The following is a 16165-nucleotide window of genomic DNA, read 5'->3' on the forward strand; positions in this document are numbered from 1 at the left end:
ACAAGTATCCGACCTACCCGATTGAAAAATGATTAATTTTGCCATGAGTTAACTATAAATAATAAAATAGCAAGCACATTCAAATATTCAGACGATAAAAAAGCGGACTGTGCGTCCGCTTTTTTATGCGTGATGATGTGTTTTTAAGACAAATCATCATAGGTGTGTCGGCGTGATTACATCATGCCCATGCCGCCCATTCCACCCATACCGCCCATATCAGGCGCAGCAGCTTCAGGTTTTGGCAGTTCTGCAATCATGGCTTCGGTGGTAATCATCAAACCGGCTACAGAAGCGGCGTTTTGCAAAGCGCTGCGGGTAACTTTGGTCGGGTCGATGATGCCGGCGGCAACCATGTCCACATATTCGCCGCTGGCGGCGTTATAGCCTTCATTGCCGCTGCCGGCTTTGACTTTATCGACCACAACGGCAGCTTCGCCGCCTGCGTTTTGCACGATGGTGCGCAAAGGATATTCCATGGCACGGCGGGCAATATCGATACCGACTTGTTGGTCGTAGTTATCGCCTTTGAGGTCGGCAATCGCATTAATGGCACGAATCAGCGCCACGCCGCCGCCGGGAACGATACCTTCTTCAACCGCCGCACGCGTTGCATGCAGAGCGTCTTCCACGCGGTCTTTTTTCTCTTTCATTTCCACTTCGGTAGCCGCGCCGACTTTAATCACGGCAACACCGCCGGCTAATTTCGCCACACGCTCTTGCAGTTTTTCGCGGTCATAATCGGAAGTGGTGTTTTCGATTTGGGTGTGGATAGTGGCAACACGCGCATCGATATTCGCTTTTTCGCCGTTGCCGCCGATGATGGTGGTGTTGTCTTTATCAACGGTAACGCGTTTTGCCGAGCCTAATTGCTCTAAGGTCGCGCCTTCAAGGTTCATGCCGACTTCTTCTGAAATCACTTGTCCGGCAGTCAGAATCGCAATGTCTTCCAACATCGCTTTGCGGCGGTCGCCGAAGCCGGGCGCTTTAACCGCAGCCACTTTCACGATGCCGCGCATTGAGTTGATGACTAAAGTCGCTAAGGCTTCGCCTTCTACGTCTTCGGCAATGATTAACAGCGGACGACCCGATTTTGCCACGGCTTCCAATACCGGCAGCATGTCGCGGATATTAGAGATTTTTTTGTCGTGCAGCAGAATGTAGGGATTATCCAATTCTACGTTTTGCGCCTGTTGATTGTTGATGAAATAAGGCGAGAGGTAGCCGCGGTCGAACTGCATACCTTCAACTACTTCCAAACTGTCTTCCAAGCCTTGACCTTCTTCAACGGTAATCACGCCTTCTTTGCCGACTTTATCCATTGCTTCGGCGATTTTCGCGCCTACGGTTTCGTCAGAGTTGGCGGAAATGGTGCCGACTTGGGCGATAGATTTGCTGTCATTGCAAGGTTTAGACAATTCTTTCAATGCTTTGACTGCTTCTGCAACCGCTTTGTCGATGCCGCGTTTCAAATCCATCGGATTCATGCCGGCGGCAACAGATTTTAAACCTTCCGTAACAATGGCTTGTGCCAATACGGTGGCGGTGGTGGTGCCGTCGCCTGCCGCATCATTGGTTTGAGAAGCCACTTCTTTCACCAACTGTGCGCCCATATTTTGGAATTTGTCTTCCAATTCGATTTCTTTGGCTACCGATACGCCGTCTTTGGTGACGGTCGGTGCGCCGAATGATTTGTCTAAGACCACATTGCGACCTTTAGGACCGAGCGTGACTTTTACCGCATTGGCGAGAATGTTCACGCCTTTCAACATCTCTTTACGCGCTTCTTCTCCGAAACGTACTTCTTTAGCTGCCATAAATTAAACTCCTAAAATTAAGAACAAAAAATTATTCGATAACGGCGAAAATTTCGTCTTCGCGCATGATGATGTAGTCTTCTCCGTCCACTTTGACTTCGCTGCCCGAATATTTGCCGAACAGGATTTTATCGCCGACTTTGACGTTCATCGCTTGTTTTTGACCATTGTCCAAAGCCTTGCCTTCGCCGACGGCAACCACTTCGCCTTGCGAGGGTTTTTCGGTCGCAGAACCAGGCAGAACAATGCCGCCGGCTGAGGTTTTTTCTTCTTCTTGACGTTTAACGATCACGCGATCATGTAAAGGACGCAGTTTCATAAATACACTCCATAAATAAAAAGACTGGCAAATCCAGCAAAAAAGTTCTCCCCCCCTTTATGTGGCTGGGGGCGGATTTTTCAATCCGGCTAAAATAAATGTAATCTTTTGTTAATCTTTGAAGGCGTTTACAGCCCCAAGATCGGCAGCGGCTGCGCGCTGAATAATAATATTAAGCCTAGACTAATCAATAAGAAAGCTCCGATTGCAGCCAGCATCATCAAACCTTTTTGCGCGGCGGCAGCGGAGAGGGTGAGGCGTTTTGCCGCTTGCTCGCGTCCGTAAATGGTTAATAAGGCGAGGCTGAGCACGGTGATTGCCGTGCCGGCGCTGATGGCGAAAGTCATGACAATGCCTACGCCCCATAATTGCCAAGCGGCGGCAACCGCCAAAGCCAAAATCGAGCCCGAGCAGGGACGCGCGCCAATCGCAAGCAATGATGCCCAAAAAGCCGTCTGCGCTTGCGGTGCATGATGATGTCCGCAGCCGCAATGTCCGTGCGCATGATGATGCCTTCCGCTGCGGTATTGGCGAACGGCTTTGGCAAGCATATAGATGCCGGCGGCAATGATGAGCGCGTAACTCAAGCGCTCCGCCCAAATGATTTGCGACATGGCATCGCGAATCAACCATTGCAATGCGCCCACCGTTACCGCCACCCACAGTACCGCGCTGATGCCTTGCAAGATGGCGCCGCCGACCGCCAGCCAGAGCGCATTTTTATAGCCCGAGGGTTGTGTGAGCAAAAAGGTAGTAATCACCGCCTTGCCATGCCCCGGGCCTGCCGCATGCAAAATGCCGTAAACAAAGCCGAGGCTGACCAAGAGCCACCATGTCTGCCACTGCGCACCGCCGCGCATTTGGCGCATCAGCATCGTCATTTCGCGGCGGTAATTGTTCTGCCAGCGCTGAATGTCGAAAACGATGCCCTGCCACAGGGCGCGCAATTCTTCTTGAAAAAGCCACAGCACAAGAAGCAGTAAGAGCAGCGGCAACAGCCATTTCAAGGTTTTGCTTATCGGCATACGACCTCCGCATGTTCGGCAAAATATTGCCCTATATCATAAATAAGCGCGCTGTCTGCCGCCGCTTCTTCTCGAATACCGGCAGGTTTTTCATCGCTGACGCTCAATGTGCAGGCGCCGAAAAGGCGTTGCTGTTCGGGATGGTGCAAAATTTCCACGTAATAACTCGGTTCGTAAACTTGATAATAAAGGGATTTTGTCGGCTTGAGCAAGGGCAGCTCCGCTTCGATAATCAGCTCGTCTTGCGATGGATATAAACGTGCGTTCTGCGCCTCGCCGAATGCGTTTTTCGGGTGGGTGTAAAATGTTTCCGCAAACAGGGGTTTGAGAATCAGGTCTTCGACTTTATGCCAATAGTGCGCCTGTTCCGCCGCGGGTAATCGGTTCATTTCTTCAATAAATATCAGGCTGTACATCGGATCGAAGACCCAGCGCTGCTGTAAGGCCGTGATTTCTCCCGCCGCATTCAGACGCGGCTGCACTTCAATCAATATCCACACATGCGGATGGGCGGCGGCATAGCGCGTCGTCAAGAAAAATGCACATAGAATGAGGGTTTTGAAACAACGCATCAGCTTTCCCGACACATCCATTCTGCCGTTTCGGCAAAAAAGCGCCCCAAATTCGGATCGCCTTTCTGATTCTTATCTAATGCCGCCGCCTCCATATATTTTTCTTCGCTGGGTTCTGCCGGCGTAATCGTCAAACGACAGCCGCCGATTTGCAGCGGCTGCGCTTTGGCATGCAGAATTTCCACATAATATTCAGGCTCATAAATTTGATATTGCAGATACTTGCTTGGCTCGAGCAAGGGCAGTTCCGCTTCGACGAACAAATCATTGCCTTTTTGCACAAGCTTTAGATCGCGCGGTGCGGCAAATTGACGGCGCGGAAAAGTGTATAAACCCTCATCACTAAGTGCAGCTTGAATATCGCCTTCCAAATCCTGCCATAAGGCTTGGCGGCGCTCGGGCGTTTCCCCCTGTAGGATTTCTTCCAGTAGTAAGGTGGAATAAAAAGGATCGAATTGCCATGATTGCCGCAGGGCGGCAATACGCCCCTGCGCGTCTTGCAGGGGGTGTATCTCCACGTCTATCCACACATGCGGATGCCCCCATGCCGGTATGGCGGTCATTAATAAAAATGCTGCTAATCTGCGCATAATCGTCCCGTCAAAAAAGCCGCTATGATACGGCAAATGCGCCGTCGGCGGCATGACAAAATGCTGATATAAAAAGATAAGGTCTGATGAAAAAAGTTCATATTTGTGTTTTTCTTCTATTCACACGACAAAAATAACATAAACTTTTAGGGAATTTGCTATATTAATCGCCTCTTTTAACCACGGAGCATATGATGAAAAAAACTTTGTTGTGTTTATCTTTGCTGGCATTGCAAGCGCAGGCGCAGGAATTTACTCCTGTTAAAGCCTATAGCTACGGCGCGCGCCCCTTTTATCTGATTGACGATTTGCCTGCTGGCGAACTCAAAGACAGCCTTGTCGCCTGCAGCGCGCAAAGTCCGCAAAAAACGGAGTTCAGCATCGGACATCGCGGTGCGCCTTTGCAATTCCCCGAGCATACGCTGCAAGCTTATCTGGCTGCGGCACGCCAAGGCGCGGGCATCATCGAATGCGATGTGGCGTTTACCAAAGACAAAGAGCTGGTCTGTCGTCATGCGCAAAACGATTTGCACACCACGACCAATATTCTCGCCACGCCTTTGGCGGAGAAATGCAGCGTGCCTTTTACTCCGGCTAAATATGACGAAGCCGGCACGCTGCTTGAAGAAGCGAAAGTGGAATGCCGTACTTCAGACATCACGCTGGCGGAATTCAAAAGCCTGAAAGGCAAAATGGACGCCGGCAATCCCAAAGCGCGCACGGTGGAAGAATATATGGCGGCAACGCCGAATTGGCGCACCGATTTGTACAGCCAAAACGGCACTTTGATGACGCATCAGGAATCGATTGAATTATTCAAGACTTTGGGCGTGAAAATGACGCCCGAGCTGAAAACGCCGGTCGTGGCAATGCCTTTCGAGGGCTTTACGCAGGAACAATATGCGCAAAAATTGCTGGATGAATACCAAGCGGCAGGCGTGGCGGCAAGCGAGGTCTTCCCGCAATCCTTTAATTATGCCGATGTGCAGTATTGGATCAAAAACGGTGGCGATTTCGGCAAGCAAGCCGTATTTTTAGATGAGGAACTCGATACCGCCGCGCGTATTGCCGAAATGCCGAAGCTGCGCGAAGACGGTTTGAATTATTTGTCACCCGCCATGCCGATGCTGCTTGCCAATCAAGACGGCAAGATTGTGCCTTCCGATTATGCCAAAGTCGCCAAATCGCATGGCTTCAAACTCATTTCATGGTCAATCGAACGCTCCGGACCTTTGGCGAACGGCGGCGGCTGGTATTACAGCGGCTTGAATGATCTCATCAAAAAAGACAGCGATTTGCTCAAAGTCTTGGACGTATTGGCGCAAGACGTCGGCATTGTGGCGCTGTTTAGCGATTGGCCGGCAACGGTAACTTATTACGCGAATTGCAAAGGATTGTAAAACTTCTCTTTCATTTCCCGCCAAGGCAATGGATTGTCTTGATGGGGCACGATAAAAATAGCCGCCTCTCGGGGCGGCTATTGCATGGACTATAGTCGGAGAAGTGAAAAAGTAGTACAAGGCGGCGAGCCGCAGACAGTACAAGAGCGTACGGCAAGGCGAGCCAACGCCGTAATACTTTTTCAATTCTTTGACTATACCAAGCAGGGCTTATTTGCTCAAATCTATCTGATAAATAGCAAAGCCGACTTCGTCCGTACCGACTTGGCTCATCGGATATTGGGCGTATTCCTGAATAAAGCTTTGCGCTTTTTCGCTAGGCGAGGTTTCAAAACGGATATCGAGTTTGACATCGCCGGCAATCGGCGCAATCCGCCAGTTACCGTCCGCTTTGGGGCTGACTTTGCCATGCTCTTTGCTCTGCGCCGAGATGAAATTTGCCAAGATTTGGCGGTTTTCATCAGGGGAGGCGAAAACAATATGCTTGTCGCCGGTGCCGGGGAATTTATTGCCGTAAGCGCGGTAATTATTCGTGGCGATTAAAAACTCTGCTTTGGGATCGACAGGTTTTCCTTGATAAGTGAGTTTGACGACACGATGCGCTTCGGGATTGATGAGCTTACAGTCGCCGTCATAGCGGGCAGGCTGAGTGAGATCATATTGATATTCCACACCGTCGATAACATCGAAATTATAAGTGCGGAAACCTTCCCAATTGAGCAGACTTTGTGCTTTTTCGCTCTTTGGATCGATTTGGTGGAACATGCCGGCACTGCATTCCAGCCATTCTTTCAGCTCTTCGCCGGTGACTTTGACGACCACGAGGGTATTAGGATAGAGATAAAGGTCTGCTGCATTGCGGAAAGTCAATTCCCCTTTATTGACTTCAGTGTAGCCGCTCGGATCATTTTTGCGTCCGCCGACTTTAAACGGCGCACCGGCACTTAAAATTGGAATACCTGCCAATTCAGGCAAAGCTTTGACGGCGTTTTCCACATAAGCTTTTTGTGCGGCATTGACGATTTGAATTGTGGGGTCGTCTTGCACCAAAGCTAAATAGCTGTACATATTGTCGGTAGCATGTCCGATCGGTTGGGAAACAAATTGGCGCGTCGCTTCGTGAACCGGTTGGAGCAGAGCGGCAATTTCCGCATGGTTTTCCGTGGTTGCGGCTTTTTTCTCGGCATCGTAAATAGGACGGATAGCGGCTTTGCCGTCTAAAACCAGCCATTTGCCCTCTTCTTTGCCAAGCGTCAAATCTATCACGCTGATATTGTTTGCCCAATAGCCTGCCATCGCTTCTGGCACGCCTTTGACCGTGCCTTTTTCAATATCGGCATGCGGCGATTGTGCAAATTCTTTATTGGGGAATAGACGGTGGGAATGACCGAAAATAATCGCATCAATGCCTGCCACATCCGCCAGATAGAAAGCGGAATTTTCCGCGCCTTCCTGATAGGGCTCGTCGGAAGAGCCGGTATGCGCCAAAGCAACAATAATATCCGCCCCCGCTTCTTTAATGAGCGGTACATATTTTTCAGCCGTTTTGACGATATCGCGCGCTTCTACTTTGCCTTCCAGATTTGCCTTGTCCCAAATCATGACTTGCGGCGGTACAAAACCGATATAGCCGATTTTAATGGTATGCTTGCCGCCGTCTTGCGCCGATACTTCTTTTTCTTGAATGAAATAAGGCTGGAATGCCGGTTCTTCCGTGCCGGCTTTCACGATATTGGCATTGATAATCGGGAATTCGGCTTCTTTCATCGCCGTTTCCAAATAGGGCAGACCGTAGTTAAATTCATGATTGCCCAGCGTGCCGACATCATAATGCATGGCGTTTAATGCCATAATCGAGGGCTCGGGACGACCTTCTTTAGCGCCGACCGCCGCCTGATAATCGGAAATCGGATTGCCTTGGATAAGATCGCCATTGTCCACCAATACGCTGTTAGGCACTTCTTCTCTGGCCTGCTTGATTAAATTTGCGGCGCGGCTGAAGCCGAATTTCTCTGTCGGTGCGTCTTTGTAATAGTCGAAATCGGTTAGGAAACCGTGCACGTCGGTCGTGCCGACGATGCGCAAATTTACGGTGCTGCTGCCGGCAGCAGCAAAAGCCAAACGACTGCTGCTAATTGCCACAAGAGTACTTGCCCCAATTTGAATAAAACGACGTCTGTTAATCATAGAAAATCCTTTTTAAAATATTGTTAAACCTAATTAAAAATCCGACTGCACTGCAGTCGGATTGTCAGGGGAGGGATTATTTTCCGCTCCAATCTTTGATTGCCGCTTGGCGGATATTGAGTTTGTTCTGTGTATCGCCTTTGTAATAACCGCTGTCTAAGCCGCCTTCCCAATCGCCGTAGTTAGGATTCGGCAACATAATGAATTTTTTGCCGAATTGCGCTTGATTGGCATCAACGAAAGCGCGGCGTTCGGCATTGGATTTGCGGTAAGTGGCGTCGCCGAAATCGTTCAAGTTATCGCCGACATATAAAACAATCTCATAGCCTTGATCTTCAATGGCTTTGAAGCGCGGCGATTTATTGGATTTGTCGGTTTTCAAGAACAAGGTTTCTTCGCTCACATTGTGGAAGCCTAGGCGTTTCATATCGTCAATGGTCGCGGCTTTTTCCACATCGTCGCGGCGGTTGGAAACGAAGAATACCGTGCCGCCGTTGGCATTGACATAATTGGAAAATTCCACTGCGCCGGCAATCGCGCCCGATTCTCTGGCGTTCACCCATTGCGTCCAGGTCTCGCCGCTGAAAGGCTGACCGTTTTTCACTTGCCAGCCGGCATAAGGGCTGTTGTCAATTAAGGTTTCGTCAAGGTCAACGGCAACGGCTTTTCTCTTGCCTTTTGCAGCTTTGGCAGAATCAAAGGCTTGTTTGGCATAATTAAATGCCTGATACGCCAGCGCATTGTATTCGCCGGACTGCTGCATCCATACCACGCCCAAAGCCGCCTGATTCTGCAATTGGGCTTCGACAGCGGGCTTCTCGCCAGTGATGCCGCCGGCGCAACCTGCCAATAAAGCAAGAGCCAATACATTGATACTCAATTGTTTCATGATTTCTCCTTGTTAAAAAGACTATTGATGATAAGCAGGGCTGAATTCATGCACCGCATCAATCATCGCCTGAGCATTTTCAATCGGCACATCGGGAGTAATTCCGTGTCCAAGATTAAAAATATGTCGATGCCCATGCCCGTAATCCGCCAAGGTATTTTGCACCGCTTGGCGAATGGCGGCAGGGTCTGCCAATAACATCGCCGGATCAAGATTGCCTTGCAAGGCAATGTTTTCGCCTACGATTTTGCGCGCTTGCGCTAAAGAAGTCGTCCAATCCAAGCCTAGGGCTTGCGCGCCGCAGTCTTTCATCTGCGCCAGCCATTGTCCGCCGCCTTTGGTAAAGACAATCGCCGGCACGGCATTGCCCTCGCTGTCGGGCTGCAAATTCGCCACGATGCGGCGCATATATTGCAAAGACAAATCTTCGTATGCCCAATGCGGCAATGCGCCGCCCCAGCTGTCAAAAATCATGACCGCCTGTGCGCCGGCGGCAATTTGCGCATTTAAATAATCGCTGACCGCTTGGCAGAGTTTGTCCAATAATAAAGCGATAGTTTGCGGCTCGCGATAGGCAAGGGCTTTGGCGCGCGCATGGTCTTTGCTGCCGCTGCCTTCAATCATATAAGTCGCCAATGTCCAAGGGCTGCCCGAAAAACCGATTAAGGGCACGGCGCCATTGAGTTCGCGGCGAATCATTTTGACCGCATCAAAGACATAATCCAATGAACCGTCGGGCGGCAAAGGCAGGTCTTGCGCTTCTTGAAAGCTGCGCACCGTGCGCGCGAACTGCGGGCCTTCGCCTTTGACAAAACGCAGCCCCAAACCCATCGCATCGGGAATGGTCAGAATATCGGAAAATAAAATCGCCGCATCCAAAGCGAAGCGGCGCAGCGGTTGCAAGGTTACTTCGCAGGCAAGCTCGGTATGGCGGCATAAATCCATAAAATTGCCCGCCTGTTCGCGCGTGGCGCGGTATTCAGGCAAATAACGTCCTGCCTGGCGCATCATCCACACAGGGGTTCTTTCTACTTTTTCCCCGCGCAGCACGCGCAGAAAGACATCATTTTGCATAACAATTCCTCTTTTTTGTCGAAATAGAACGTAAATCAGCCGCCTTGCAGCGCAAGTCTTGCCAGAGGGCATTATCAAGATTCGCCTTAGGCATTTCAAGCCTTAACACCGCTATTGACAAGTCGTGCCCCGCTTTGGCTGCGGTTCTTTTCAATCATTATCCCGATATATTTGCCAATATCGGCTTGTCATGAAAAGTATTAAGGTTTGAATGTGTTTGATTTATTCATAAATACAGATTCTTAGAGCAAAATGCTAAGCAATGAAAATATTGAAATGCGAAATTTTCGCATTGACTTTATCTTATCCAAGAAGGAAGATATGCGCGATTTTTTTATTTTCAAAGGTATATTATGCGTAAATTATTGTCTTTGGCGGCGGCTATCGCTGCTTGTGCCGCTACTGCGGAAGTCAAAACCTTTCAAGACGTCATGGGGCGCGAAGTCTCGGTCGATGTGCCGGTCAAACGCGCGATTCTGACCTTCTATTATCCGGATTATATTGCCGTTGCAGGTGCGGAGAATTTCAAACAGGTGGTCGGCATCTCGCGCGAATTCTGGGAAAAATTCAATCCCGGCAGCTGGGGACTGTATGTGGAAAAAATGCCGGATTTGGCCAATATCGCCGATGTCGGCTATGCCACCAATAATAATTTCTCGACCGAAAAAGCCCTTGCTTTAAACCCCGATGTGCTGATTGTGCCGAAAATCCAGATGGGCGCCTTGGAAAGCGAATTGCCGTATTTTGAAAAAGCGGGCGTACCGGTAGTGGTGGTGGATTTCAATGATCAAACGGTGGAAAACCACCGCAAAAGCGCGGAAATCTTCGGTATCTTGAGCGGCGAAGAGGCTCGCGGCAAAAAAATCGGCGAGGAATATGCCGCCGGCATTGCCGATATTCAGGAACGGGTAGCAAAAGCTAATGTCGCCAAACCTAAGATTTATGTGGAATTCGGCAATAAAGGCCCAAGCGAACACAGCTTTACTTTCGGCAAAAACATGTGGGGCGCGATTGCCGAGACAGTCGGCGGCGACAATATCAGCGCGCCGCATATCGAGTCTTGGGGACAACTCAATCCCGAGCAGGTCATCAGCTCCCAGCCTGAGGTCATCATTATTAGCGGCACGGAAAACAATGTGGAAACCGCGCCGGAAATCATGGCGATGGGCATTGATATTGCAGAAGAAGATGCGCGCAAACGCTTGGCAGGATTTGTCGCGCGCGCAGGGTGGGCGGAATTGCCGGCGGTGAAAAATCAACGTGTTTACGGCCTGTATCACACCGCTTCGCGTTCTTTAAGCGATTTGGCTGCCGCGCAATTTATGGCAAAAGCCCTGTATCCCGAAGCCTTTGCCGATGTCGATCCGCTGAAAACCTATATGGATTTCCATGCCGATTATTTGCCGATTACGCCGAAAGGCACGTTTTTCTTGAATCTCAATAAACAAGAGAAATAAAGCTATGGAAATTTTTTCTATTTTCCTCAGATTTATAGGATTGGTTTTTCCTTATTCCTTGCTAGATAGCAAAAAGATCGACAGAAATAAATTAGAGGAAATAGAAGAATATCTCAATATAGAAAGACCTAAACATATAGAAAATAACAGCACTATCCTCACCAGACAGTTTGCTCAAAAGAAAATTCCTATTTTAAATAATCTATCTGTAAATGAATTGGATGATTTAATAGATAAAAAGAATCTGATATGGATGGGATATTCAATGTTGTTTGGGCTAAAGGCGGTGCATTGATAGGGTTTGGTTATATTGAATACAATTCGGAAGAAGGCAAATATTTGTATAAGAAAAATGGTAATCCTACTACCGCATTAATTGTAGGATTAATAATGATATTTTCTTTATTTTTATATGTTGCTTTCTTATTAAGCAATTATCAAATAACAGATACTGTAAAATTTATTATCCACATCACATTAGTATTTTTATTTGTTACAATATCCACATCTATCCTTTCGTTTTATACTAATTGCAAAAATGCTTATAAAGAATTACAGAAAGATAAATATCGCCATATTTTTGAATAACCAATTTTTTAACCATAGGGAAGCAACCATGCTGAAAAAACTACTGGTCGCGGCAGCTATCGCCGCTTCTTTGGGCACTGCTTATGCAGAAGTGAAAACCATCAAAGACGTACTGGGGCGCGAAGTGAAGGTCGATGTGCCTGCCAAGCGCATTATGCTCGGCTTTTATTACACCGATTATCTTGCCGTCGGCGGCGAAAAAGCCTTAGACAATGTGGTCGGCTTTTCCAAAGCGGTATGGACGGATTGGACGCCGACCAGCTGGGAAGTCTATAGCAAAACCCTGCCCAAGCTTAATGAATTGGCGGATGTGGGCGAAGTGGAAGTCGGTACTTTTTCCGTAGAGAAAGTTTTGTCGCTGAAACCTGATTTGGTCATTCTCGGCGAATGGCAATGGCAGGTGTTGGAGCCTGATCTTGAGCCTTTGGAAAAAGCGGGTATTCCCGTGGTAGTTTTGGATTACAACAAAGAGCAATTGAATTTGCATTTGGACAGCACACGCGTTTTGGGCGAAATCACCGGTCAGGAAGCGCGCGCGAAAGAAATCGCCGATTGGTATGAAGGCGTTGTGAAAGATGTGCATGCGCGCGTGGAGAAATCCGGTCAGCCCAAGCCGAAAGTCTATATCGAATTCGGCAACAAAGGACCGACAGAACAGGGTAACAGCTTCGGCAATACCATGTGGGGACCTTTGGCAGTGCAGGCGATGGGCGACAATATCGCTGCCGAGCATGTGGAATACGCCGGTCCGATGAATCCCGAGCAAGTGATTGCGGCGAATCCCGATGTGGTCGTAATTGCAGCACGCGAAACCGAGCTGAAAAAGAATGCCGAAGCCATGGTCATGGGTATCCATATTGACGAAGCGGAAGCGCAGAAACGCTTGGCGGGTTATAAGGCGCGCAGCGGTTGGTCCGAATTATCTGCGATTAAAAACGACCGCCTCTACGGCATTTATCAAGGCGCTTCGCGCACCTTAGCCGATGCGGCTTCCATTCAATTCATTGCCAAAACCCTCTATCCCGAAGCCTTTGCAGATGTTGATCCTTTAGCCACTTATTTGGATTATCACAAAAAATATCTTCCTATTGTTCCTGAAGGTACTTTCTACCTGAAGGCGAAATAAGTATGTCGGCTAACGATCTCTTTGTTAGCACGACTATTGCCAACCACCGCCGCCGTGAAAAGCAGCGGTGGTTGACGCTTATGGCTTTTGCAATAGTTTGTTTTATTCTTTTAGTCTTGGATCTGGCGACGGGTCCTGCCATGCTCAGCCCGATGGAAGTGCTGCGCGCCTTATTCAAAATGGAGGGTGTGGAGCCGATTTCTTTGAATATCGTCCATGATATGCGCCTGCCCAAAGCCTTTATGGCGGTGGTGGCGGGTATGGCATTAGGCGCAGGCGGTGCGGAAATCCAAACCCTGCTCAATAATCCCATGGCAAGCCCTTATACTTTGGGTCTGGCGGCGGCGGCAGGTTTCGGAGCGGCAATTGTGATTGTTTTCGGCAGCTTCGGTCTGCCGCTGATGATAGCCATGCCCTTGGGCGCTTTCTCGATGACGATGCTCGCTTCGGGCATTATGTTTTTGTTTGCCTCGATGCGCCGCTTTAGCTCGGCAACCTTGGTTTTGGTCGGTATCGCTCTGCTCTTTTTATTTCAGTCCGCCTCTTCACTGATTCAATACCGCGCCGCACCCGAAGATTCGCAGCGGATTTTATTTTGGCTCTTCGGCACCTTAGAAAAAGCCAAATGGGATACGCTGACAGTCAGCGCCGTGATTACCGCCGTTTGTACCGTGATTTTACTTGCCAACACTTGGCAATTGACCGCCTTACGCTTAGGCGAAGACCGCGCGGCGAGCATGGGTGTGAATATCCGCCGTCTGCGCCTGAAAGTCTTGGTGATTGTTGCCGTCATGACCGCTACCGTCATCAGCTTTGTCGGCACAATCGGCTTTATCGGCTTGGTGGCGCCGCATGTGGCGAGAATGTTGGTTGGCGAAGACCAGCGCTTTTTTCTGCCGGCATCTATGCTCTGTGGTGCGGCATTTTTATCTGCCGCCTCGGTGCTCTCTAAAATCATCAATCCCGGTGCACTGTTCCCGATTGGCATCATTACCTCCTTTATCGGCGTACCCTTCTTCTTTTGGATTATTTTAAGCAGGAAGAATCTATGAGCCTTCAGCTTGAACAAGTCAGCATTTTGCGCGGCGATTTATGTATTGCCGATGCCATTTCCTTAGAACTGCAAAGCGGAAAAGTTTATGCGGTGCTCGGTCCGAACGGCGTCGGCAAATCCTCGCTGATTAAAACCATTTTCGGCGACATCGCTTTTCAAGGCGAAATCAGCTTCAAAGAACGCTATCTGCGCAATGAACGCCTCGCCCATTGGCGCAAAACAATCGGCTATATGCCGCAGGATACGCATATCGACGCCTCCTTAACGGCATTGGAAATCGTGCTCTTAGGCAAACTCGATTCCTTAAGCCTGCGTATCAGCGATGAACAGCTGGCAACGGCGGTCAAACTGATGCAGACACTCGGCATTGCCCATTTGGCGCAACGCGATGTTTTATCTTTATCGGGCGGACAGCGGCAGATGGTCATGTTTGCCCAAGTGCTGCTGCGTGAGCCGGAGCTGCTCTTGCTTGATGAACCCGTCAGCGCCTTAGACATGCACCATCAATGCGTATTGCTCGAGCAAGTGCGGCAATACACGCGCGAGCGGAATTTAGTTACTATCATGATTTTGCATGATTTAAGCCTTGCGGCGCAATTTGCCGACGAGCTGATTTTATTGGCTCAGGGCAAAATCCAAGCCCAAGGCAGTGCCAGCCACATTTTCCAACGCCATATCATCGAGCGCATTTACCGTGTGGAAACCCATATTTTTACCGACGAAGCCGGCAATACCGCAGCCGTTCTGCCGCGTCGCGCCATTCTTTCTCCCTCATAATAGGAAAAATCATGAAAAAAATCTTCTTAGCAAGCGTATTCAGTCTGATTGCCCACAGCGCATGGGCGAAAAATCATCAAGTTCAGATGCTGGACATTGGTGCGGATAAAAAGCCGATGGTCTTTGAACCGGCGGTATTGCATATCGCCGTCGGCGACAGCGTTACCTTTCTGCCGACCAACAAAGGGCATAACGTGGAAAGCAAAGTCGTGCCGGAAGGTGCGGAGCATTTCAAAAGCGAACTCGATCAGGAATTTACCGTTATCTTAGACAAAGAAGGCGTCTATCTCTATACCTGCCCGCCGCACAGCATGATGAACATGAACGGCGTTATCGTCGTCGGCAAAGCGAGCAATTTGGAAGAAAGCAAAGAATACGCCAAAAGCCGCATGGAGCGTCGCGCCATGTCGAACAAAGGACGTTTGATGCAATATCTGGACAGCATCGACAGCCAAGCCGCAGAACAGCCGGCAGAAGCAGACAAAGCCGCCGCGCCATAATGGCGGACATCTATATCGCCACCTGCCTTGCTTGGCGGCAGGGTAATACGGTGCTGCAAGCCTTGGCGCAGCACCTGCAAGCCGAGCTTCTTCCTTGGCAGGAGATTATCCCCGAAGGCATCGGCGGCGCCACCTTGCTGCCGCTTGCCGCTTGGGATTACAGCGAACAGCCGCAAGCCTATTTGGATTGGCTTGCCGCCTTAGAAGCCGCGCAAGTGCGGCTGATTAATCCGCGCGCCGTACAGGCATGGAACATCCGCAAAAGCTATCTTGCCGAGCTATATGCTCAAGGATTGCCTGTTACGCCCAACATCGTGCTCTTGGCGGAACATCGCGCCGACTGGCAAAAGCAGATTGCCGCCGCAGGCTGGGAAAATCCCGTTATCAAACCCCTTATCGGACAAAGCGGCAAAGGCGTGCAACGTCTTGCCCAAAGCATCAATCTCAAATCCGCCTATCCGCAGGGCGCATTATTGCAAGCCTTTATTCATGCCCCTTTCGGCGAAGTCTGCCTTATTTATCTGCAAGGCGAATATTTCCATGCCATCCACCGCCGTCCGGCGCCTCAAGAATGGCGCGCCAACAGCGCCTATGGCGTTGAGATTCTGCCGATAAGCGTTTTACCGCATTGGCGCGAAGCGGCGGATACGCTGATGCAAGCCCTGCCATTTCAGCCTGCCTATGCACGCATCGACGGACTGATTCAAGAAGATAATGCCTTTATTTGCAATGAAATCGAGCTGATAGAGCCGGCATTGTATTTGCCGCCGGAACGCATCGGAGAGGCGGC

The 16165-nt window shown here is 49.7% G+C and carries 17 protein-coding genes and 1 pseudogene; 10 read left to right on the forward strand and 8 right to left on the reverse strand.

Features of this window, described 5'->3' with window-relative positions; genetic code table 11:
* Positions 1-176: 176 nt before the first annotated feature.
* From groL to ACJHVI_RS09650, 5 genes are all read right to left on the reverse strand, one after another.
* Positions 177-1817: a chaperonin GroEL gene (gene groL / locus ACJHVI_RS09630; RefSeq protein WP_483184508.1), complete on the reverse strand. Its 1641-nt coding sequence runs from the start codon at positions 1815-1817 to the stop codon at positions 177-179.
* A gap of 31 nt (positions 1818-1848) precedes the next feature.
* Positions 1849-2136, reverse strand: coding sequence for a co-chaperone GroES (groES, locus tag ACJHVI_RS09635; RefSeq protein WP_483184509.1), 288 nt, complete (start codon positions 2134-2136; stop codon positions 1849-1851).
* A gap of 128 nt (positions 2137-2264) precedes the next feature.
* On the reverse strand, positions 2265-3161 hold the full coding sequence (locus tag ACJHVI_RS09640) for a nickel/cobalt transporter (RefSeq protein ID WP_483184510.1): 897 nt from the start codon (positions 3159-3161) through the stop codon (positions 2265-2267).
* Entirely contained in the window at positions 3152-3733 is a 582-nt protein-coding gene (locus ACJHVI_RS09645) for a DUF1007 family protein (RefSeq protein WP_483184511.1), read from the reverse strand. The genes ACJHVI_RS09640 and ACJHVI_RS09645 overlap by 10 nt, the downstream gene beginning before the upstream one ends.
* Entirely contained in the window at positions 3733-4323 is a 591-nt protein-coding gene (locus ACJHVI_RS09650) for a DUF1007 family protein (RefSeq protein ID WP_483184512.1), read from the reverse strand. Before ACJHVI_RS09650 ends, ACJHVI_RS09645 begins: the two co-directional genes overlap by 1 nt.
* Positions 4324-4517: 194 nt before the next feature.
* Between ACJHVI_RS09650 and ACJHVI_RS09655 the strand changes: the two genes are divergently transcribed.
* Positions 4518-5723 (forward strand): glycerophosphodiester phosphodiesterase family protein, encoded by a 1206-nt coding sequence (locus tag ACJHVI_RS09655; RefSeq protein ID WP_483184526.1) that lies wholly within the window; start codon positions 4518-4520, stop codon positions 5721-5723.
* A gap of 84 nt (positions 5724-5807) precedes the next feature.
* Positions 5808-5924, forward strand: a pseudogene (locus ACJHVI_RS09660) (IS30 family transposase); the annotation flags it as partial.
* Positions 5925-5933: 9 nt separating this feature from the next.
* On the opposite strand, the gene cpdB reads toward ACJHVI_RS09660, so the two are convergent.
* From cpdB to hemE, 3 genes are all read right to left on the reverse strand, one after another.
* A complete protein-coding gene (gene cpdB / locus ACJHVI_RS09665) occupies positions 5934-7910 on the reverse strand; it encodes a 2',3'-cyclic-nucleotide 2'-phosphodiesterase (RefSeq protein WP_483184513.1) in 1977 nt (658 codons plus the stop codon).
* Positions 7911-7986: 76 nt separating this feature from the next.
* Complete coding sequence (locus ACJHVI_RS09670) at positions 7987-8799, reverse strand: 5'-nucleotidase, lipoprotein e(P4) family (RefSeq protein WP_483184514.1); 813 nt, start codon at positions 8797-8799, stop codon at positions 7987-7989.
* A 21-nt stretch (positions 8800-8820) separates the two neighbouring features.
* Positions 8821-9873, reverse strand: a complete 1053-nt coding sequence (hemE, locus tag ACJHVI_RS09675; RefSeq protein WP_483184515.1) for a uroporphyrinogen decarboxylase — start codon at positions 9871-9873, stop codon at positions 8821-8823.
* A gap of 353 nt (positions 9874-10226) precedes the next feature.
* Here hemE and ACJHVI_RS09680 point away from each other — a divergent pair, with 353 nt between their 5' ends.
* The 8 genes from ACJHVI_RS09680 to ACJHVI_RS09715 all read left to right on the forward strand — a co-directional run.
* Positions 10227-11330 carry an ABC transporter substrate-binding protein gene (locus tag ACJHVI_RS09680; protein WP_483184516.1) on the forward strand — a complete coding sequence of 368 codons (1104 nt, stop codon included), beginning with the start codon at positions 10227-10229 and terminating at the stop codon, positions 11328-11330.
* Between the two features lie 4 nt (positions 11331-11334).
* Positions 11335-11625 carry a hypothetical protein gene (locus tag ACJHVI_RS09685; RefSeq protein WP_483184517.1) on the forward strand — a complete coding sequence of 97 codons (291 nt, stop codon included), beginning with the start codon at positions 11335-11337 and terminating at the stop codon, positions 11623-11625.
* Entirely contained in the window at positions 11580-11918 is a 339-nt protein-coding gene (locus ACJHVI_RS09690) for a hypothetical protein (RefSeq protein WP_483184518.1), read from the forward strand. Before ACJHVI_RS09685 ends, ACJHVI_RS09690 begins: the two co-directional genes overlap by 46 nt.
* 28 nt (positions 11919-11946) lie before the next feature.
* Complete coding sequence (locus ACJHVI_RS09695; protein WP_483184519.1) at positions 11947-13044, forward strand: ABC transporter substrate-binding protein; 1098 nt, start codon at positions 11947-11949, stop codon at positions 13042-13044.
* A gap of 2 nt (positions 13045-13046) precedes the next feature.
* Positions 13047-14096, forward strand: a complete 1050-nt coding sequence (locus tag ACJHVI_RS09700) for a FecCD family ABC transporter permease (RefSeq protein ID WP_483184520.1) — start codon at positions 13047-13049, stop codon at positions 14094-14096.
* Positions 14093-14875, forward strand: coding sequence for an ABC transporter ATP-binding protein (locus ACJHVI_RS09705; RefSeq protein WP_483184521.1), 783 nt, complete (start codon positions 14093-14095; stop codon positions 14873-14875). The genes ACJHVI_RS09700 and ACJHVI_RS09705 overlap by 4 nt, the downstream gene beginning before the upstream one ends.
* An 11-nt stretch (positions 14876-14886) precedes the next feature.
* The gene (locus ACJHVI_RS09710) at positions 14887-15375 is read left to right on the forward strand and encodes a pseudoazurin (protein WP_483184522.1); all 489 of its coding nucleotides are present in this window, start codon (positions 14887-14889) and stop codon (positions 15373-15375) included.
* A partial coding sequence (locus ACJHVI_RS09715; RefSeq protein WP_483184523.1) for an ATP-grasp domain-containing protein occupies positions 15375-16165 on the forward strand: 791 nt, incomplete at its 3' end. The genes ACJHVI_RS09710 and ACJHVI_RS09715, both read left to right, overlap by 1 nt.

This window comes from Suttonella sp. (assembly GCF_056855035.1).

What these genes read in the sequence shown, in the direction of transcription:
- ACJHVI_RS09710 (WP_483184522.1), top strand. Translation starts at nt 14,887, where the DNA reads ATGAAAAAAATCTTCTTAGCAAGCGTATTCAGTCTGATTGCCCACAGC.
- ACJHVI_RS09650 (WP_483184512.1), bottom strand. Translation starts at nt 4,323, where the DNA reads ATGCGCAGATTAGCAGCATTTTTATTAATGACCGCCATACCGGCATGG.
- groL (WP_483184508.1), bottom strand. Translation starts at nt 1,817, where the DNA reads ATGGCAGCTAAAGAAGTACGTTTCGGAGAAGAAGCGCGTAAAGAGATG.
- ACJHVI_RS09640 (WP_483184510.1), bottom strand. Translation starts at nt 3,161, where the DNA reads ATGCCGATAAGCAAAACCTTGAAATGGCTGTTGCCGCTGCTCTTACTG.
- ACJHVI_RS09645 (WP_483184511.1), bottom strand. Translation starts at nt 3,733, where the DNA reads ATGCGTTGTTTCAAAACCCTCATTCTATGTGCATTTTTCTTGACGACG.
- hemE (WP_483184515.1), bottom strand. Translation starts at nt 9,873, where the DNA reads ATGCAAAATGATGTCTTTCTGCGCGTGCTGCGCGGGGAAAAAGTAGAA.
- ACJHVI_RS09670 (WP_483184514.1), bottom strand. Translation starts at nt 8,799, where the DNA reads ATGAAACAATTGAGTATCAATGTATTGGCTCTTGCTTTATTGGCAGGT.
- ACJHVI_RS09655 (WP_483184526.1), top strand. Translation starts at nt 4,518, where the DNA reads ATGAAAAAAACTTTGTTGTGTTTATCTTTGCTGGCATTGCAAGCGCAG.
- ACJHVI_RS09700 (WP_483184520.1), top strand. Translation starts at nt 13,047, where the DNA reads ATGTCGGCTAACGATCTCTTTGTTAGCACGACTATTGCCAACCACCGC.
- groES (WP_483184509.1), bottom strand. Translation starts at nt 2,136, where the DNA reads ATGAAACTGCGTCCTTTACATGATCGCGTGATCGTTAAACGTCAAGAA.
- cpdB (WP_483184513.1), bottom strand. Translation starts at nt 7,910, where the DNA reads ATGATTAACAGACGTCGTTTTATTCAAATTGGGGCAAGTACTCTTGTG.
- ACJHVI_RS09705 (WP_483184521.1), top strand. Translation starts at nt 14,093, where the DNA reads ATGAGCCTTCAGCTTGAACAAGTCAGCATTTTGCGCGGCGATTTATGT.
- ACJHVI_RS09695 (WP_483184519.1), top strand. Translation starts at nt 11,947, where the DNA reads ATGCTGAAAAAACTACTGGTCGCGGCAGCTATCGCCGCTTCTTTGGGC.
- ACJHVI_RS09690 (WP_483184518.1), top strand. Translation starts at nt 11,580, where the DNA reads ATGGATGGGATATTCAATGTTGTTTGGGCTAAAGGCGGTGCATTGATA.
- ACJHVI_RS09685 (WP_483184517.1), top strand. Translation starts at nt 11,335, where the DNA reads ATGGAAATTTTTTCTATTTTCCTCAGATTTATAGGATTGGTTTTTCCT.
- ACJHVI_RS09680 (WP_483184516.1), top strand. Translation starts at nt 10,227, where the DNA reads ATGCGTAAATTATTGTCTTTGGCGGCGGCTATCGCTGCTTGTGCCGCT.